We start from the raw sequence: 20211 nt of genomic DNA, 5'->3' as shown, positions 1-20211 counted from the left end.
TCAGTCTTTAATATAAAGAAGGAAAACATTAAAAGAAAATTGAATATTTAGTACATAGTGTTGTCAGTGACAGAAAAAGGAGTGCATATGATGAAAGAAGAAAAAAGGAGTTCAACAGGCTTTTTAGTGAAACAGCGCGCATTTTTGAAGCTTTATATGATAACGATGACAGAGCAAGAGAGACTCTATGGGTTAAAGCTGCTTGAAGTACTTCGGTCTGAATTTAAAGAGATTGGTTTTAAACCAAATCATACAGAAGTATACCGGTCTTTGCATGAGCTTCTTGATGACGGGATACTAAAACAAATTAAAGTAAAAAAAGAAGGGGCTAAGCTCCAGGAAGTCGTCCTCTATCAATTTAAAGATTACGAAGCCGCCAAGCTATATAAAAAACAGCTGAAGGTAGAGCTGGATCGCTGTAAAAAACTGATTGAAAAAGCTCTCTCAGATAATTTTTAATAGAAACAAACACCCGGCGCAGCAGTGTGAACCGGGTGTTTTCTGCTTTTCATTATACATATTTGTCGAAAAGAAACAATACAAATCAATGATGACCTTCAAACTTGACATCATTTCCTCACGTGGTAACATTTTAAACGTGTGAAAATGCGAACAAAAAAGCGAACAAAGGAGATGTTACCGATCTTTGATCAAAAGAAAGTAGCCTTTATAGGAGCAGGATCTATGGCGGAAGGAATGATATCAGGTATCGTTCGTGCCAACAAAATCCCGAAACAAAACATCTGCGTTACAAACCGCAGCAATACAGAGCGATTAACTGAACTTGAACTTCAATATGGCATTAAAGGCGCCTTGCCGAACCAACTATGTATTGAAGACATGGATGTGCTCATTTTGGCAATGAAGCCAAAAGACGCCGAAAACGCTCTGTCATCACTAAAATCACGTATTCAACCCCATCAATTAATATTGTCGGTCCTTGCCGGCATAACTACCTCTTTTATTGAACAATCATTGCTTAATGAACAGCCGGTTGTCAGAGTGATGCCCAACACTTCTAGTATGATTGGCGCTTCTGCAACAGCTATTGCCCTTGGCAAATATGTGTCGGAAGACCTGAAGAAGCTGGCCGAAGCATTGCTCGGATGCATGGGCGAAGTCTATACAATCCAAGAAAATCAAATGGATATATTCACCGGAATTGCAGGCAGCGGACCCGCGTATTTTTATTATTTAATGGAATTCATTGAAAAGACAGGCGAGGAAGCGGGCCTCGATAAACAGTTATCTCGAAGCATCGGCGCACAGACACTTTTAGGTGCCGCAAAAATGCTCATGGAAACAGGAGAACATCCTGAGATCTTAAGAGATAATATCACGTCACCGAACGGAACGACAGCAGCGGGGCTGCAAGCCTTGAAAAAGAGCGGCAGCGGAGAAGCGATTTCTCAAGCAATAAAGCATGCTGCTAAGCGTTCAAAGGAAATCAGCGAAGATATCGAAAAAACTGCAGCGCCGCTATCAGGAGTGATAAAGTGACGCCTGATACAAGCATGAAAAGAGTCGTTGTGAAGATTGGAAGCAGTTCATTAACAAGCCTTCATGGAGAAATCAGCATTCGAAAATTAGAAGCGTTGGTCGACCAGGTCGTCAAACTCAAAGACGCCGGTTATGAAGTGATTTTGGTTTCCTCAGGCGCAGTGGCGGCGGGATATCGGAAGCTCGGATTTATCCAAAGGCCCGAGAAGCTTCCAGAAAAACAAGCATCAGCTTCAATCGGCCAGGGATTGCTGATGGAGGCTTATTCAAAGCTGTTTTTGGCACACGGCTATGTCGCATCCCAAATTTTAATTACGAGAAGCGATTTTTCTGATGAATATCGATACAACAATGTCAGGAATACAATGAATGTACTGCTCGAGCGCGGCATCATCCCGATCATAAACGAAAATGACACAGTTACCGTCAATCGGCTCAAGTTTGGCGACAATGATACGCTCGCAGCAAAAGTCGCAGGATTGATTGATGCAGATATGCTTGTGATTTTATCAGATATAGACGGATTATATGACGGCAATCCGCGCACAAATCCAGAAGCGAAAAGGATACAGCGGGTGAGTGAAATAACACCTGATATCGAAGCATGCGCAGGTGACACTGGAAGCATCGTTGGCACCGGCGGCATGCGCTCTAAGCTTGATGCGTTTAAAATCGTAATGGCGTCTGGCATTAAAGGTTTCCTAGGTCAGGCAGATGCTGGCGATATTTTATACCACGCCGTTCATGAACAGGCGGAAGGCACCTATTTTGAAGCAGAAGGAACGCTTCCGTTGAATCAAAAGGAGCAATGGATCGCTTTTAATTCCGGTCCGGAAGGTGAAATGATTTTATCAGATGATTGTTCACGAAAAATAACAAACGGCCAATCGTGTTTATACCTGGACGGTGTACAGAAGATTAAAGGGAAATTCAAAAGCGGTTCAGTTGTTCGGCTGATGGATTCAAAAGGGACGGAAATCGGCCTTGGAATCGTCAATTACTCTTCTGTACAGCTTCAAGAACCGGAAAAGAAAAAGGAACTGACAAACAGAGCTCTAATTGATCAAGAAGCATTTGTTTGCCATGTGGATTTTTCTTTACCTGTAAATTAATTTGCAGAAAAAAACCCGAAGCTTCTATATAGAAGCTCGGGTTCATTTTTTTATTGATACTGCTCCAGCTTAGAGAAAAATTGAATGACAAACTCATAAAAATCATTCGCGGAAGGCGCAAGCTCTCTATTTTTCGGTTTAATGATTCCGACAGTCCGTTTTACTTGAGGGAACTCAATTGGAATTTTCACAGTAAAACGAGGTGTTGTTTCAGCAAAAGTACTTTCAGGCAGAAGGGTAACGCCCATTCCTGCGGACACTAACCCTTTGATCGCATCCAAATCCTCACCCTCCGTGGAAACGAGAGGAGCAAAACCTGCTTGTTTGCAAGTATCGATTGCCATCTCTCTAAGTACAAATCCTTCCGGGAACAATACAAATTGGTCGTTGCGCAAATCGATTAAATGAACCGTTTTTTGTTTAGCAAGCGGATGATTTAATGGAACAAGCGCGTAAATTTTTTCAGTAAATAATATTTTTCCCGTTATGTCAGAGAAATTCGTCGGCACCGGCCCTAATAAGGCCAGATCAATATCGCGGTTTCTGACAGCTTCAATCAGAAACTTATAGGAGCCTTGGCGCAGCAAAAATTCGACGTGCGGATATTCTTCTTTAAACGCTGAAATGACAGTCGGCAAAAGCTGGCTGGCGAGGCTTGTAGGAAAGCCGATCTTTACCGTTCCGCGATGCGGGTCAAGATACTCATCAATTTGTTCTTTCGCATAATCAATGGCTTTCATCGCCGTTTTCACATGAATCAAAAATTCTTTTCCGATTGGCGTGAGTTTGATATTTCTCCCTTCACGCTCAAATAAGGTCACATTTAATTCTTCTTCAAGATTGGCAATTTGTCTGCTGATTGCTGATTGGGCCACATGCAAATGATCAGCGGCTTCTGAAACGTGTTCTCTTTCAGCCACCTCCATAAAATAACGCAGTTGGCGCAGCTCCATGTTTGTCTCACATCCATCTATCTCATTTTGAGATTCTTTTGATCTAAATTATATATTGTTTATATCGTTTTGAAAACCTACAATGATTATAGAGTTGTTAGATTTTATGACCGGTATTATCGGAAATTGATCGGGGGAGAGGAATTATGACGTACAATCAAATGCCAAAAGCTCAAGGTCTCTACCGTCCTGAATTTGAACATGATGCATGCGGAATCGGCCTATATGCACACTTAAAGGGCAAGCAGACTCACGACATTGTCAAACAAGGACTTAAGATGCTTTGCCAGCTAGACCATAGAGGAGGGCAAGGCAGTGATCCGGATACAGGAGACGGAGCCGGCTTACTGGTTCAAATCCCTGATGCTTTCTTTAGAAAAGAGTGCAAAGACATCAATCTGCCAGAAAAAGAACGTTACGGGGTAGGAATGGTCTTTTTCTCACAGAAAGAAGATGAAAGAAAAAAAATTGAAAAGCAAATCAATGCACTGATTGAACAAGAAGGCCAAGTCGTTCTTGGATGGAGAACTGTACCTGTAAATGTCGGAAAAATCGGAACAGTGGCGCAAAAAAGCTGTCCGTTTGTCCGTCAGGTATTTATCGGCGCAAATTCTGATCTAAAGGACAATTTATCTTTTGAACGAAAATTGTATGTCATTCGTAAACAGGCTGAAAATTGGGGAGTAACGGAAGGTCTTGATTTTTATTTTGCCAGTCTTTCAAGCCAGACCATTGTTTACAAAGGCCTTTTAACACCTGAACAGGTTGATGCATTTTATTCTGATCTGCAAGACGAAGCATTCGTTTCTGCTTTTGCGCTCGTTCATTCACGCTTCAGTACCAATACATTCCCTACATGGGAAAGAGCGCATCCTAACCGCTATTTGGTTCACAACGGTGAAATTAACACCCTTCGCGGAAATATCAACTGGATGAGAGCACGTGAGCAGCAATTTGTTTCTGAAAGCTTCGGTGAGGACTTAAACAAGATTTTGCCGATTCTCAATGCTGACGGCAGTGACTCTTCCATTTTGGATAACGCATTTGAGTTTTTTGTGATGGCTGGACGCAAACCGGCACATACGGCAATGATGCTCATTCCAGAGCCTTGGACGGAAAATACGCATATGTCCAAGGAAAAAAGGGCGTTCTACGAGTACCATAGCTCCCTGATGGAGCCTTGGGACGGACCGACAGCCATTTCATTTACTGACGGTAAACAAATCGGGGCGATCCTTGACCGGAATGGTCTCCGTCCGGCCCGTTATTATGTCACAAAAGATGATTATATTATTTTCTCATCTGAAGTAGGCGTTATTGAAGTTGAACAGGAAAACGTTTTATATAAAAACCGCCTTGAGCCTGGGAAAATGCTTTTAATCGACCTGGAAGAAGGCCGTATTATCTCCGATGAGGAAGTCAAAACACAAATTGCAACTGAGTATCCGTACCAAAAATGGCTTGAAGAAGAGCTTGTACAAGTAAATCCTGATCCGGAGTCAAGAGAAGAAGAACAATTTAGTGATCTTCTTACTCGCCAGAAGGCATTCGGATACACATATGAAGATATCCAAAAATATCTAATTCCTGTTATTAAAGAAGGCAAAGATCCACTTGGTTCAATGGGGAATGACGCGCCGCTTGCTGTACTTTCTGACCGAGCGCAATCACTGTTTAACTACTTTAAACAGCTGTTTGCACAAGTAACGAACCCGCCAATCGACGCGATTCGTGAGCAGCTTGTCACTTCAACGATGACTTGGCTCGGTGTGGAAGGCGATCTTCTTCATCCAAGTGAACGAAATGTTCGCCGGATTAAACTGTATACACCCGTTTTATCCAATGAACAGTTTTACGCATTGAAAACGATTGTTCATCCTGATTTAAAAAGCCAAAAAATTGATGTGCTGTTTTCAGAAGATCTTGAACGCGGATTAAAGGACATGTTCACACAGGCAGAGAAAGCCATCAGCCAAGGCGTAAGTTTGTTAATTTTATCAGACAAAAAGATGAATGAACGACTGACACCAATTCCGCCGCTTCTGGCAGTAAGCGCGCTGCACCAGCACTTAATCCGCAAAGGGCTGCGTACAAAGGTCAGCATTATTGTGGAATCGGGAGAAGCACGTGAAGTGCATCACTTTGCAGCGTTAATCGGTTATGGAGCAGATGCGATTAATCCTTATCTCGCTTATGCGACCTACAAGCAGGAAATTGATGAAGGCCGTTTGGATATCAGCTATGAAGAAGCGGTCAGCAAATATGGAAAAAGCATTACTGAGGGCGTCGTAAAAGTGATGTCCAAGATGGGGATTTCAACTGTGCAAAGCTACAGAGGCGCCCAAATCTTTGAGGCGGTAGGAATCAGCCGCGATGTGATCGACCGCTATTTCACAGGTACTGCATCACAGCTAGGCGGCATCGATTTACAAACAATTGCAGAAGAGGCACAGCGCCGCCACCGGGAAGCGTATCAGGATGATTACAGCAAAACGCTTGAACCGGGAAGTGACTTCCAATGGAGAAATGGCGGAGAGCATCACGCGTTTAATCCGAAAACGATTCATACTTTGCAATGGGCGTGCCGCAGAAATGATTACAATCTGTTTAAACAGTATACAAAAGCAGCTGATGAAGAACGCATCGGATTTTTGCGGAACTTGTTCGCATTTGACGGAAACCGCAAGCCTTTGAAGTTGGAGGAGGTTGAATCCGCTGAATCGATTGTCAAACGTTTTAAAACGGGTGCGATGTCATTCGGGTCCTTGAGTAAGGAAGCGCATGAAGCTTTAGCAATCGCAATGAACCGTCTTGGAGGAAAAAGCAACAGCGGTGAAGGCGGAGAAGATCCCAAACGCTTTGTTCCAGATGAGAACGGCGATGATAGAAGAAGTGCGATCAAACAAATTGCATCCGGACGGTTTGGTGTCAAAAGCCATTACCTCGTCAATGCTGATGAGCTGCAGATTAAAATGGCTCAAGGTGCTAAGCCGGGTGAAGGCGGGCAGCTTCCTGGCAACAAGGTATATCCATGGGTTGCCAATGTCCGCGGTTCAACGCCAGGTGTCGGATTAATCTCACCTCCGCCACACCATGACATTTATTCGATTGAGGATTTAGCCCAGCTGATCCACGATTTGAAAAATGCCAACCGTGACGCAAGAATCAGCGTAAAGCTGGTGTCAAAAGCAGGTGTAGGAACAATTGCTGCAGGTGTTGCCAAAGCGACTGCAGATGTCATTGTGATCAGCGGCTATGACGGAGGTACAGGCGCTTCTCCGAAAACCAGTATTAAACATACAGGGCTTCCGTGGGAGCTTGGCCTTGCAGAAGCACATCAAACATTAATGCTGAACGGACTTCGTGACCGTGTTGTATTAGAAACAGACGGAAAGCTCATGACGGGCCGCGACGTTGTGATGGCTGCCTTGCTCGGCGCCGAAGAATTTGGTTTCGCAACGGCTCCGTTAGTTGTACTCGGCTGTGTCATGATGCGTGCCTGCCATTTGGATACATGCCCTGTCGGTGTAGCGACACAAAATCCAGAGCTTCGCAAAAAGTTCATGGGAGATCCTGACCATATTGTGAACTATATGCTGTTCATTGCCGAAGAGGTTCGTGAGTACATGGCTGCGTTAGGCTTCAGGACATTTGATGAAATGATCGGCCGCACTGATGTACTTCATGTAAGTGAACGGGCAAAGGAGCACTGGAAAGCAAGCCAGCTTGATTTGTCTACCCTTCTTTATCAGCCTGAAGGGGTGCGGACGTTCCAATCGCCGCAAAATCATAAAATTGATCAATCACTTGATATTACAGCGATTCTCCCGGCCGTACAAGAAGCCATCGAGTCTGGAAAAGAAGCGGAAGTTTCTATCGAAATCAACAATACAAACCGTGTAGCCGGAACGATAACCGGCAGTGAAATCTCAAAGCGTTACGGAGAAGAAGGGCTTCCTGAAGATACAATCAAGCTGCACTTTACCGGATCAGCCGGCCAAAGCTTTGGAGCTTTCGTTCCTAAAGGGATGACGCTTTATTTAGACGGAGACTCAAATGATTACGTCGGAAAAGGGCTTTCTGGCGGAAAAATCATCGTCAAGTCACCAGAAGGATTCAACTCTGCTTCGGATGACAATGTCATTATCGGCAACGTGGCTTTTTACGGTGCGACAAGCGGAGAAGCATATATTAACGGGCGTGCTGGTGAACGCTTTGCCGTTCGAAACAGCGGTGTGAACGTAGTTGTAGAAGGCATCGGCGACCACGGCTGTGAATACATGACTGGCGGCAGCGTTGTCGTTCTCGGTGATGTAGGCAAAAACTTTGCGGCAGGTATGTCCGGCGGAATCGCTTATGTACTGACCGAAGATGTCAAAGCGTTTAAACGCAAATGCAACCTTGAGATGATTTTATTTGAATCATTAGAGGACGAGAAAGAAATCCAGCAAATCAAAGCAATGCTTGAAAGACATACTGCGTATACAAACAGCCAAAAAGCAGAAGATTTGCTTGATCAATGGGAAGACAGTGTGAAAAAATTCGTCAAAGTCATTCCGAAAAACTATAAACAAATGCTTGCAAGCATCCAAGAGCAAAAAGCTGCAGGTTTATCAGATGAAGAAGCCATCATGTTCGCTTTTGAGGCCAACACGAAGCCAAAGCAGAATACAGCAGCATCGGGACAAAAACAAGCGGTAGTACAGTAAGGAAGGGGAGAGGAACATGGGGAAACCAACTGGATTTATGGAGATCAAACGAGAAAAACCTGCGGAGCGGGACCCTCTCACTCGCTTAAAGGATTGGAAAGAATATTCTGCTCCTTTTTCAGAAGAAGCATCGAAACGGCAGGGGGCGCGGTGTATGGATTGCGGTACACCGTTTTGCCAGATCGGTGCGGACATTAACGGATTTACATCCGGCTGTCCGATTTACAACTTAATTCCTGAATGGAATGATCTTGTCTACCGGGGCAGATGGAAGGAAGCATTGGAACGCCTTTTGAAAACAAACAACTTTCCTGAATTCACAGGGCGGGTATGTCCCGCTCCTTGTGAAGGATCATGCACTTTAGCGATTTCAGACCCGGCCGTTTCAATTAAAAATATCGAGCGAACCATTATCGACAAAGGATTTGAGAACGGCTGGATTCAACCTAGAATTCCTAAAAAACGAACAGGCAAAAAAGTGGCCATCGTCGGGTCAGGCCCAGCCGGACTGGCGAGTGCTGACCAGCTGAATCAAGCGGGACATTCCGTCACTGTTTTTGAACGAGCAGACAGAGCGGGCGGCCTTTTAACATACGGCATTCCAAACATGAAGCTTGAGAAGGGCATTGTAGAACGCCGAATTAAATTGCTGACGCAAGAGGGAATTGATTTTGTAACGAACACAGAAATCGGAGTTGACATTACAGCTGATGAGCTAAAGGAGCAATTTGATGCTGTGATCTTATGCACAGGCGCTCAAAAACAGCGGGACCTCTTAATTGAAGGACGCGACTCAAAAGGAGTCCATTACGCGATGGACTACCTCACACTTGCAACAAAAAGCTATTTAGATTCTAATTTTAAAGACAAGCAATTCATTGATGCCAAAGGGAAAGATGTCATCGTAATCGGAGGCGGAGATACAGGAGCTGACTGTGTGGCTACCGCTCTGCGTCAAAAAGCCAAAAGTGTGCACCAATTCGGCAAACACCCGAAACTTCCGCCAGCCCGCACGAATGACAATATGTGGCCTGAACAGCCACACGTCTTTACGCTTGAATATGCATACGAGGAAGCAGAAGCAAAATTCAGAAGAGATCCGAGAGAATACTCCATTCAAACGACAAAAATGGTCGCGGATAAAAACGGAAAGCTGAAAGAGCTTCATACCATCCAAATGGAAAAAGTGAAAAATGAGCATGGTAAATACGAGTTCCGCGAGCTGCCTGGAACGGAAAAAGTATGGCCTGCTCAGCTTGTCTTTATCGCTATCGGCTTTGAAGGCACAGAACAGCCGCTGTTGAAACAGTTCGGTGTTGATTCAGTAAATAACAAAATCAGTGCAGCATATGGGGATTATCAAACAAATATCGATGGTGTATTCGCCGCAGGGGATGCAAGAAGAGGCCAAAGCTTAATCGTATGGGCGATTAATGAAGGCCGTGAAGTGGCGCGGGAAGTGGATCGATATTTGATGGGGAGTTCAGTTCTTCCGTAAATAAAGGGGATTATCATATAAGAGAAACCGGTCTGGCTGCCAGCCGGTTTCTTTTTTTATTCCATTACGATCCCGATGTTTCCAAACTGTCTGCCTTCCTGCATTCTTTTATATGCTTCACATGCTTTTTCTAAAGGATATATCCGGTCAATTACAGGCCGCAGCTTATGTTTGTCAATGAAAGCGAGCATAGCTTGAAATTCCTCACCGCTTCCCATCGAGGTTCCCAAAACATTGACCTGAGGAAAGAATAAAGAACGCACCGGAAAACTGAGATTATCCCCTGAGCTTGCCCCAAAGCTGACAATACGGCCATTTGGTTTTACATGGCGGAAGTATTCCGAAAAGAGGGCAGGTCCTATGCTGTCAAGAACAACATCCGCCTTTTTTCCCTGCAACTGCTCATCCCAATTGTTGTAGCTGTCAAATGCGTAATCAGCACCTAATTGCAGCGCCCTTTTTCTTTTCTCCTCACTGCGGGAGGTCACGCTTACTGTTGCCCCAATCGCTTTAGCCATCAATAAAGCGTAGGTTGCAACCCCGCTTCCGATGCCGGGTATCAATAGATGCTCGCCTTTTTTTAATTGCCCCTTTGTAAACAAGGCCCGATATGCAGTTAAAGCGGATAAAGGTAAAACGCCCGCTTCTTCCCAAGATAAATAAGCAGGTTTTTTGATTGCATTTTGTGAAGGAATGATCACATATTCAGCAAGTGTTCCGTCCGAAGGACCTCCCAGAATCTCAGGTACAGGTGGAACATTCTCTGTCAAATCCCAGTTCAATGTCGGGAAAATGACTACTTCTGTCTGAACAGTAACATTTTTCACGCCTTCACCAATCTCTTCAATGATACCCGCGCCGTCAGAACCGAGGATCACGTGAGGATCTTGTTCAGATTTGTTTTTCATAAGAAACAAGTCACGATGATTCAGACCCGCAGATTTTAATCTAACCTTTACCTCTCCGTATCCAGGCTTTGTTGATGGAACGTCCTGAACTGATAACCCCAGAAGACCGGCTTTTCCGTTGTGAATTACAGCTTTCATGCTGTCTGCCTCCTCATTGAATTGTATTCTCATATCTTTACATATTTTACATAGCGGTTTTCTTCGAGTAAAATGAACAAATATGATAGCCAATATCACTTTTCATCATAGCAAGCAGGTGAGAGCGCGTGGAAAGCGGAGATTTAAAGATTTTTCAGGCTGTTGCTCGCGAAGGAAGCATAACGAAAGCAGCCCAAATGCTGAATTATGTTCAGTCGAATGTGACAGCCAGAGTGCATAACCTTGAGGAAGATTTGAATATCAGGCTTTTTCATCGAACGAATCGGGGAATGAAGCTGACTGCTGTGGGAGAAAATCTTTTGCAATATGCTGATCAAGTATTATTGCTGTTAGACGAAGCTGAAAAATCGGCACAGATGAGCCGGCATCCGAAAGGGCCTTTGCGGATCGGATCACTGGAAACGACGGCGGTAACGCATCTGCCTGAGCATGCAGCATCCTTCCTCAGGCGTTTTCCTGAAGTGGATTTATCAGTGAACACAGCTGATACGCATCATTTGATTCAACAGGTTCTTGATCATAAAGTTGATGGCGCTTTTGTATATGGGCCGGTTGAGCACGCTGCAGTTAGACAACTCCATGTCTCCCATGATGAATTAGTTTTGATTTCATCACGAGAAGGGACGGCAGAAGACATGCTTCAGCAGCCGATGCTCTTTTTTGGGGCTGGCTGTTCTCATCGTGACAGGGTCAAAAGATTACTAGAGGAAGCAGACATACACAATCAAAAAATCATAGAGAATGGCACATTGGAGGCTATTATAAAAGGTGTTTCCGCTGGGATGGGTACGGCGCTGCTCCCAAAGTCCGCTGTTGACTGCTCCGAGCATCGTACAAATGTATGGATTCATCAATTGCCACCAGCATATCAAGACTTAGAGATCGTCTTTATATACAGGAAAGACTTTTTTATTACGAGTGCGTTTCAGACATTTCTTGATGAGATAAACGAAATGAAAAGATGAAGATAGACGTGCATTAGCAGAATAAAGATTTTGTCAAAGAAGCAGTCATCATTCTTGCAATCAGGGATACAGAGCATCAGCAATGCCCGTTGTTATTAAAGATCTGCATAAAAAACTGTACTCATTTGAAGCGAGTACAGTTTTTTAATTTATTTACGTTTTAAATTAATGCCGATCGCCGCGCCGTTTCTGCTTGAATCAGCTACACCTTTAAAGGTGCCGTTTTCATGGTCGATCGATATGCTTTGCACGTTTCCGATATCCACCGGACTTGTGCCGAATTTGTGGCCCATGCCGTTCAGCTTGCTGAGGACATCTTTAGGAACTCCGTCTTCGTAACGGTAAGAGCTCATACTGTTTGTGTAAATTCTCGGCTCTTCAACAGCTGCTTTTAATTCCATACCATATTCAATGTGGTAGAGAATGGTTTGCAAAACGGATGAAATAATTGTGGCCCCGCCAGGAGATCCAACCGTGAGGACAGGCTTGTCATCCTTAAATAAAATCGTCGGGGTCATGCTGCTTAAAGGCCGTTTGTTTGGCTGTACTTCGTTAGCTCCGCCTGGTATCGCATCAAAATCCGTTAATTCATTGTTTAAAATAACACCGTAATCAGGGACCATAATACCCGTTCCGAATAGCTGTTCGATTGTTGTTGTGTAAGAAACAACATTTCCCCATCGATCAGCAACTGTAAAGTGGGTTGTTTGGCCTTCTACTTTGTCTTTCGGCTGTTCAACTTGTTTATAGTTTGCTGATCCTTCTTGGTATTTCCAAGGGTCACCGGCTTTCGGTTTTTTATTCACTTGATCTAGGTTGATTAATTGCTGGCGTTCTTTAATATAATCGGGGTGAAGCAGGCCTTTGAGAGGAACATTTACAAATTCGGGATCACCTGCGTAAGACGCACGGTCGGCATAAGACAAATGCATCGTTTCAGCAAGCAGCTGATATTTTTCCCATGAGCGGACATCGTATTGTGAAAGGTTAAAATCATCAAGTATTTTCAGCATTTGCAATAAGAAAATACCGCCGGAGCTTGGAGGAGGGGTGGTAGCGATTTGATAGCCTTGATAGTCTCCCCAAATCGGTTCATCAATTGTGATGTCGTAATTTTCTAAATCTTCTTTCGTCATTGATCCGCCGAAATCCTGGACAGTGTCAGAAAGCGCCTTGGCGAATTTTCCTTTATAAAAAGCGTCAGTGCCTTTGGAGCGAATAAGTTTAAACGTTTTGGCCAAATCTTTTTGAATAAGGGTATCGCCTTCTTTCAGCGGCTTGCCATTTGGCAAAAACACATCTTTTGCGGCAGTCCGTGAAAGTTTTTCCTGATAATCAGAAATGGCATCTGCCAACACTGAATCAATCGGAAAGCCTTTGTCAGCGAGTTTAATAGAAGGGGTAATTAATTGCTTCATTGAACGGGTTCCCCATTTATCCAAGGCTTCTTCCAACCCTTTCAGCGTGCCTGGAACACCAACGGCAGTACCTTTTGTCACACGTTCAGAGAAAGGAATTGCTTTGCCGTTTTCATCCAAAAACATGTCAGGGGTTGCGCCTGCTGGAGCACGCTCACGGCTGTCGATTATCGTTGTATCCTTCGTTTTTCCATCATACACCATCATAAAACCGCCGCCGCCAATGCCTGACATCATCGGCTCTGTTACATTGAGTGCAAATTGAATGGCAACCGCTGCGTCAATAGCATTTCCTCCTTTTTTCAGCACATCAGCACCGATTTCAGAAGCAAGAGGATGTGCGGTCGCAACCATGCCGTCTTTTCCTACATCTACTTGTTTGTACTCATCGTAGCTTTTGGGCGGTTTTTTAGCTTCCGCGTGAAAAGGGACACTTCCAGCGACTAACAGAACACTAAGCAGAGCTGTTAAACAGACGTTCCACGTTCTTTTCATGTTCTCCCTCCTATATGAAGCTGTATTGTTACAATCTTAGCGTAAAAAAATTACAGCGTTTTCACAAGTGACAAATGGTATATTATATAGTACATAAAGCGGTTTTTCTGTGCAAAATTGATTATATTGATATGAGCCATGTGCTATATTAGAATCAGCATACGGATTAAGAAGGGACTGCTATATGTATTTAACGATTGAAGAAACAGCAGAATATACAAATCTTTCAGAGGATTATATTAAAAGCTTGGTGCTCGAAGGGAAAATCAGAGCCGTTCATGACGGGGAGCAATTTTTGATTTATAAGGAACAGTTCAAAACGCATCTCGAACAGCTGGAGAATTACAAAGCACTGGTGCAGGAAATATTAAATGAACCGATCCCGGAAGATATTGATGTAAAGGATGAGGATTAGGACACAATTTGAAATTGTGTCTTTTTTTGTATATTTTTGCGGAAGCTCCAGAAAATTGGGAGTGTCAGATTTCGTTTTAAGAGGTTTTTTGATGATTAGTAGAGGGATAGGTATCCAAGAGGTTAAAAGCTTTATAAGAGGCTTTAAAGCTTATTTTATAGGGTGAAGGTTGGAAGAAGCTTTTTTAAAAGCTTATGTAACACTATGTATATTATGTTACATAAACGCCGCCGCACTTTGACATTCAACGTTTTTCAGCTATAATAGTAACATAGACCTCAAAACGTTACATGACGGTTTTTAAGGAGTTTTTTGATGCATATTGTACAGCCGATTCGCAGTCTAGAGAAAATCCAAGAAGTCAAACAGTATTTGCTTAACAAAAACAAGCGGGATTATTTTCTGTTTATTTTCGGCATCAACAGCGCGCTTCGCATTTCTGATATTCTGCCGCTGCAAGTGAAGGACGTTCAAAATAAAGATCATTTATGGGCGACTGAAAGCAAAACGAAAAAGAAAAGAAAGATTCTTATTTTAGAATCGCTGAAACAGGAAATATACGAGTATACGAAAGACATGAAGGAAAACGAATATCTTTTTAAATCAGTGCGGACCAGAAAGCCGATTTCCCGCATTCAGGCCTACAGAATTTTAAGAGAGGCCGCTGCGGCGTGCGGACTTGAGGAGATAGGGACGCATACACTCCGGAAAACGTTTGGCTATCATTTTTATCAGCGAACGAAAGACATCGCCGAGCTGCAGAGAATACTAAATCATTCATCACCATCAATTACAATGCGGTATATTGGTATTGATGAAGATACAACAAGAGCCGCATATAAGGTTTTTGGAGGGCTTTAATACAAATCGCTTGAAAATATTGATCATCAGAGCTACTATATAAATACTAAAAGCTCTAGTAGCACAGCGGATAGTGCAGCAGTTTCCTAAACTGCAGGTCGGGAGTTCGAATCTCTCCTAGAGCGTTATATTCACAAAAAGACAACAGGCACTTTTCGCCTGTTGTCTTTCTTTATGCAGACCAAATAAAAAACGCCCGCTTATACCGGGCGTTTTTCTTATATAACTGCGTCAAATTGATTGACTTTCCATTTTTTGTTTTCTTTCACAAATGTCACTTTCCGTTTTGCAGAAGGGGATCCGTCTAATGTAGGGACGGTAAATTCGTATGTGATTGTGCTGCCTTTTTTAGAGATCAGTTTAGCAGTTGATTTTTTCCAATTCAAAAGATTGTCTCCGTCACCGATTGGAACAGCAAGTTTTCCTTTTGAAACAGTGAAATGATAATCTTTAAAGCCTTTTTCGATTGCTGTTTTTGTAAAAATAGGAGTTAAGTAATTCACCGCTTTTGCTTTAGTGCCTAGATCACTGCACATGTATACATATTGAAGATTTTGATACTCGAATGTGCCTGATGGGCAAACTGCTTTTTTCACCTTCGGATTGTGGCCGCTCATGGTGTTCCAAAAATGTTCTCTAGCGGATAATGCCAACTGTAATGCTTGTTTTTGTGATAAATCGCCTGATGTATTTTTCGCAAATGCATTTGTGCTTAATGACAGAATAAGTGCAATGGTTGTTAGAAATAGAAGACATTTTTTCATTATCGCTCTCTCCTTCAAAATCTCTTTCTCTTATGTTACAAATGTTACAATAATTACGGGTAGATTACAATACTTTTGCATAAATTATTTTTTATTCTTTTACTCACAAAAAATACGCCATTACTTGCTAGTTTATTCTTCATAAGCTAAAAAGATGTGTAAAATTAGAAGAATCGGGAAGGGTTTCATATGTGCAGTGATGAATAATAACATGTTACATATCCTGTTTTTGTCAAAAAATAAGGGCATGTTTAAAAACGATTTCAAATAAAGGAGTCCTTTAATATGGAAACATCACAAGAACCTCTTGTAACTCAAAAGAAAAGCAAACCATCAGTTTGGCGGTCGATGTCACTCTTTTTGGTGCCGCTTCTGCTAAGCAATGTGCTGCAATCAGTCGGCCAGCTAGTCGGGATGATGGCTGTAGGCAGATGGCTCGGTGTTGATGCAGTGGCAGCTGTATCATCCTTTTTCCCGTTATTTTTTCTTTTAATCTCATTTACGATTGGGATCGGTTCAGGAAGTTCGATTCTGATCGGACAAGCTTATGGAGCGAAAAATGAGGAACGGCTAAAGGCTGTTGTCGGGACGACGCTCACGTTTACATTTTTATTAGGCGTTGTGTTAGCCGTCATCGGCAGTATTTTCACTCTGGATATCCTTCGTTTAATGGGAACACCTGAAAATGTCATTCATGTCAGCGCTAACTATGCACGTATTTTATTTTATGCTATGCCGTTTATGTTTTTATATTTTGCATATACTACCTTTTTGCGCGGAACAGGGGATTCTAAGACACCGTTTTATACGCTGATTGTGAGCACGGTCATCAACATCGCGCTTTTGCCTGTCTTAATCCTTGGCATGTTTGGTTTTCCGAAACTGGGCATATACGGCTCGGCATATGCAACTGTCATTTCCACGATTGCGACTTTTCTCGTGTTAATGGTGTATTTACGAAAGCGAAAACACCCGCTGCAATTTGATAAAACAGTGCGTCGTTATTTGAAAATGGATAAGGAACTGCTGGTTCTCCTGCTGCGTCTTGGGGTCCCAGCAAGCATCAATATGATTCTTGTCTCATTATCAGAGATAGCGGTTATTTCATTCGTCAATCATTACGGCTCTAATGCAACAGCTGCATACGGAGTGGTCAACCAGGTAGCCAGCTATGTACAGATGCCGGCCGTCAGCCTTGGTATTGCGGTTTCTATTTTCGCTGCGCAATCGATCGGAGCGAACGAGTTTGACCGCTTAAAGCAGGTCATTCGCGTGGGGATTTGGCTGAATTATATCATTGGCGGCGTACTGATCATTCTGATCTATGTTTTTTCACATCAGATTTTATCGTTATTTTTAACCGAGCAAGAGACGCTTTACATTGCGCACCGTCTTTTGATGATTACATTGTGGAGCTATTTGCTGTTTGGAAATGCCCAAATTATTTCTGCAACGATGCGGGCAAGCGGAACGGTTTTATGGCCGACCGTCATCAGTATTTTTGCAATCTGGGGAGTTGAGGTGCCTGTCGCGTTCGTGCTTTCTCACTACACACAGCTTGAAATACTCGGCGTTTGGGTTGGCTATCCGGCTGCGTTTGCCGTCAGCCTGCTGTTGATTTATGGGTATTATCAATTCGTCTGGAAAAAGAAACAAATCACACGTCTCATCCAATAGCCTCCGAATCACACCGTTCATAAGTTTGAACGGTGTTTTTTTATTTGATAGGGGAAAATATAAAATGGAGGAAATATGGTACAGTACATTGAATTCTTATACTAGCAATGAATCAAGGAGAGGTTGAGTAAACATGGCAAACTTTATTGAGAAAATCACGTATTTGGGAACGCCGGCCATCAAAGCGGGCAACGAACATCTAGAAATGATTGTTGTCCCTGAGTGGGGGAGCAACGTCATTTCTCTCGTGGACAAAACAACAAATGTCCAGCTTTTGCGTGAACCGGAAACAGCAGAAAGATTTCACGACACACCAACATTGTATGGCATTCCAATCCTGTTTCCGCCTAACCGCATAAGTGACGGTACATTCAGTTTCCGGGGCAGAACGTATCATTTTGATATCAACGAGAAGGATAAACACAACCATCTTCACGGGTTTCTTTACCATGAAAAGTGGAATGTCGTGACCACGAAGAAAACTGATGAAGGAGTGATTGTTGAAACAGAAATTGATCTTTCTGAGCTTCCCCATGTGCAGAATCAATTTCCTCATCATGCCGTCGTTCGGATGACATACACGATCAAGGGGAATACCCTATTTAAACATGCGACGGTCATGAACAAAGGAAAGGAAGCGTTTCCTTGGGGAATTGGTTATCATACTACATTTGTGTTTCCGGCAGAAAGCTCGTTATTCTCCCTGACAGCAGATCAGCAATGGGAGTTGGATGAACGCCTGCTGCCGACCGGGAAACTGATGGATGTACCGAATAAAGAAGCTTTGCATGAAGGAATGGATTTGCGCCACAAGCAGCTGGATGATGTCTTTTTATCTTCTTATCAGAAGAGGGGCGGAGAAAACCAGGCAGTCATTTATCATCAACATGCACATATCAGCATTATTTATAAGGCAGATGAACAGTTTAACCATTGGGTTGTATACAATGCGGACGGAAAACAAGGGTATTTATGCCCTGAACCTTACACATGGGTGACAAACGCTGTAAATCTTGATTTACCTTCGTCACTCACTGGTTTACAAGTGCTGGAGCCGGGAGAAGAAACGACAGCTAAAAGCAGTATCACCATTGAACTGAATCATCAATAGCCAATGATAAAGCGCAGAGAGGCGGGGAAATTAATGAAAAAAAGCATAAAGCTTTATGTTGCTGTTTTACTGCTTTTCGTCGTTGCTTCGGTGCCTTATATGCATCAGGATGCGCTTGCCGCTGAAAAACAAGATGCACTTTCCGAGCAGATCGATAAGATTTTAGCTGATCATCCTGCCCTCGAAGGCGCAATGGCCGGCATCACCGTTCGCTCTGCGGAAACAGGTGCTGTTCTATATGAACATTCAGGAGACACCCGAATGAGACCTGCCTCTTCTCTAAAGCTCTTGACAGCGGCCGCGGCACTTTCTGTCCTTGGCGAGAACTATTCTTTTACAACCGAGGTCCGGACGGATGGCACACTGAAAGGGAAAAAGCTGAATGGTAACCTTTATTTGAAAGGGAAAGGTGATCCGACACTTTTACCATCTGATTTTGACAAAATGGCTGAGAAATTGAAACATTCCGGCGTAAAAGTAATTAAAGGCAATCTGATCGGTGATGATACGTGGTATGATGACATGCGATTATCACCTGATATGCCTTGGAGCGATGAATACACATATTATGGCGCGCCAATCTCCGCTCTAACAGCGTCTCCAAATGAAGACTATGATGCAGGCACTGTGATTGTTGAGGTCACCCCAAATCAAAAAGAAGGGGAAGAGCCTGCCGTGTCTATCTCTCCGAAAACCGATTATATAACGATAAAGAACGGTGCTGAAACGACTGCTGCCGGTTCAGAGAAAGACCTCACAATCGAAAGAGAGCATGGAACAAACACGATTACAATTGAAGGGAGCGTACCGGTTGACGCAAACAAGACAAAGGAATGGATTTCTGTCTGGGAGCCTGCCGGATATGCCTTAGATTTATTTAAGCAGTCACTAAAAAAACAAGGTATTACTGTGAAAGGGGACATCAAGACGGGTGAAGCACCTAGTTCTTCAGATGTGCTGCTCTCTCATCGCTCAATGCCTTTATCGAAACTTTTTGTGCCGTTCATGAAATTAAGTAATAACGGACATGCCGAAGTGCTCGTAAAAGAGATGGGGAAAGTGAAAAAAGGAGAAGGGAGCTGGGAAAAGGGGCTCGAAGTGTTAAACAGTACGCTTCCGGAATTTGGTGTTGATTCTAAATCACTCGTCTTAAGGGACGGATCAGGAATCTCACATATTGATGCTGTATCCTCAGATCAACTTTCACAGCTGTTATATGACATTCAGGATCAGAGTTGGTTCTCGGCTTATCTAAATTCTTTACCTGTTGCGGGCAATCCTGACAGAATGGTGGGCGGAACGCTGAGAAACCGCATGAAAGACACTCCTGCACAAGGAAAAGTAAGAGCAAAAACCGGAACGCTCAGTACGGTAAGCTCTCTATCGGGGTACGCAGAAACAAAGAGCGGAAAAAAACTTGTTTTCTCTATTCTTCTAAATGGATTGATTGATGAAGAGGATGGAAAAGATATTGAGGATCAAATCGCTGTCATTTTGGCAAATCAATAATAGCGACAGACCTGTTTTCCAAGAGAAAACAGGTTTTTTTATGTCTGTAATAACGCTTTGTCGAACCTTCCAACAATTAGAAGAATGATGCCAAAAGCAAATTAGTTCGATTAAAAAGTAGTGTATAAGACCTTATGTAAAACAATACTTTTATCAC

Annotated in this window: 15 protein-coding genes and 1 tRNA gene; 12 read left to right on the top strand and 4 right to left on the bottom strand. The window is 43.1% G+C overall.

Translation table 11 applies throughout. The features are described from left to right. Window positions 1-90: 90 nt before the first annotated feature. From rtp to proB, 3 genes are all read left to right on the top strand, one after another. A complete protein-coding gene (gene rtp, locus NYE53_RS10035; RefSeq protein ID WP_003220337.1) occupies window positions 91-459 on the top strand; it encodes a replication termination protein in 369 nt (122 codons plus the stop codon). A gap of 147 nt (window positions 460-606) precedes the next feature. Further along, window positions 607-1500: a pyrroline-5-carboxylate reductase gene (proC, locus tag NYE53_RS10030; RefSeq protein ID WP_339248519.1), complete on the top strand. Its 894-nt coding sequence runs from the start codon at window positions 607-609 to the stop codon at window positions 1498-1500. Then, window positions 1497-2612, top strand: a complete 1116-nt coding sequence (gene proB / locus NYE53_RS10025; protein WP_339248465.1) for a glutamate 5-kinase — start codon at window positions 1497-1499, stop codon at window positions 2610-2612. Before proC ends, proB begins: the two co-directional genes overlap by 4 nt. 50 nt (window positions 2613-2662) lie before the next feature. Here proB and gltC read toward each other — a convergent pair whose 3' ends face one another. After that, on the bottom strand, window positions 2663-3565 hold the full coding sequence (gene gltC / locus NYE53_RS10020; RefSeq protein ID WP_004399246.1) for a glutamate biosynthesis transcriptional regulator GltC: 903 nt from the start codon (window positions 3563-3565) through the stop codon (window positions 2663-2665). A gap of 146 nt (window positions 3566-3711) precedes the next feature. Between gltC and gltB the strand changes: the two genes are divergently transcribed. Both gltB and gltD read left to right on the top strand, forming a co-directional pair. Further along, complete coding sequence (gltB, locus tag NYE53_RS10015) at window positions 3712-8274, top strand: glutamate synthase large subunit (RefSeq protein WP_339248464.1); 4563 nt, start codon at window positions 3712-3714, stop codon at window positions 8272-8274. Window positions 8275-8290: 16 nt separating this feature from the next. Beyond that, complete coding sequence (gltD, locus tag NYE53_RS10010; protein ID WP_339248461.1) at window positions 8291-9772, top strand: glutamate synthase small subunit; 1482 nt, start codon at window positions 8291-8293, stop codon at window positions 9770-9772. Window positions 9773-9828: 56 nt separating this feature from the next. Here gltD and NYE53_RS10005 read toward each other — a convergent pair whose 3' ends face one another. Next, window positions 9829-10818, bottom strand: coding sequence for a zinc-binding dehydrogenase (locus tag NYE53_RS10005; protein WP_339248458.1), 990 nt, complete (start codon window positions 10816-10818; stop codon window positions 9829-9831). 128 nt (window positions 10819-10946) lie between these two features. On the opposite strand from NYE53_RS10005, the gene yofA reads away from it, so the two are divergent. Beyond that, the gene (yofA, locus tag NYE53_RS10000; protein WP_339248456.1) at window positions 10947-11804 is read left to right on the top strand and encodes a LysR family transcriptional regulator YofA; all 858 of its coding nucleotides are present in this window, start codon (window positions 10947-10949) and stop codon (window positions 11802-11804) included. Between the two features lie 149 nt (window positions 11805-11953). Here the strand turns inward: yofA and ggt are convergent, their stop codons facing one another. Next, on the bottom strand, window positions 11954-13717 hold the full coding sequence (ggt, locus tag NYE53_RS09995; RefSeq protein ID WP_339248454.1) for a gamma-glutamyltransferase: 1764 nt from the start codon (window positions 13715-13717) through the stop codon (window positions 11954-11956). Window positions 13718-13901: 184 nt separating this feature from the next. On the opposite strand from ggt, the gene NYE53_RS09990 reads away from it, so the two are divergent. The 3 genes from NYE53_RS09990 (at window position 13902) to NYE53_RS09980 (ending at window position 15118) form a co-directional block, all read left to right on the top strand. Next, the gene (locus NYE53_RS09990; RefSeq protein ID WP_003231472.1) at window positions 13902-14132 is read left to right on the top strand and encodes an excisionase family DNA-binding protein; all 231 of its coding nucleotides are present in this window, start codon (window positions 13902-13904) and stop codon (window positions 14130-14132) included. A gap of 315 nt (window positions 14133-14447) precedes the next feature. Then, window positions 14448-14993 (top strand): site-specific integrase, encoded by a 546-nt coding sequence (locus NYE53_RS09985; RefSeq protein ID WP_003231473.1) that lies wholly within the window; start codon window positions 14448-14450, stop codon window positions 14991-14993. A 52-nt stretch (window positions 14994-15045) separates the two neighbouring features. Continuing rightward, window positions 15046-15118, top strand: a tRNA-Arg gene (locus NYE53_RS09980). Window positions 15119-15211: 93 nt separating this feature from the next. Here the strand turns inward: NYE53_RS09980 and iseA are convergent. Further along, window positions 15212-15757, bottom strand: coding sequence for a DL-endopeptidase inhibitor IseA (gene iseA, locus NYE53_RS09975; protein WP_004399558.1), 546 nt, complete (start codon window positions 15755-15757; stop codon window positions 15212-15214). Between the two features lie 285 nt (window positions 15758-16042). Between iseA and NYE53_RS09970 the strand changes: the two genes are divergently transcribed. The 3 genes from NYE53_RS09970 to dacB all read left to right on the top strand — a co-directional run bounded on the left by NYE53_RS09970 (window position 16043) and on the right by dacB (window position 20054). Next, entirely contained in the window at window positions 16043-17434 is a 1392-nt protein-coding gene (locus NYE53_RS09970; protein WP_251187700.1) for an MATE family efflux transporter, read from the top strand. A gap of 133 nt (window positions 17435-17567) precedes the next feature. Beyond that, window positions 17568-18545 (top strand): aldose 1-epimerase, encoded by a 978-nt coding sequence (galM, locus tag NYE53_RS09965; protein WP_339248451.1) that lies wholly within the window; start codon window positions 17568-17570, stop codon window positions 18543-18545. 33 nt (window positions 18546-18578) lie between these two features. Further along, on the top strand, window positions 18579-20054 hold the full coding sequence (gene dacB / locus NYE53_RS09960) for a D-alanyl-D-alanine carboxypeptidase/D-alanyl-D-alanine-endopeptidase (RefSeq protein WP_339248448.1): 1476 nt from the start codon (window positions 18579-18581) through the stop codon (window positions 20052-20054). Window positions 20055-20211: the final 157 nt, after the last annotated feature.

This window comes from Bacillus sp. FSL R5-0523 (genome assembly GCF_037975295.1).
Taxonomy (GTDB): domain Bacteria; phylum Bacillota; class Bacilli; order Bacillales; family Bacillaceae; genus Bacillus; species Bacillus subtilis.
This window is presented reverse-complemented; position numbering and strand designations above follow the sequence as displayed.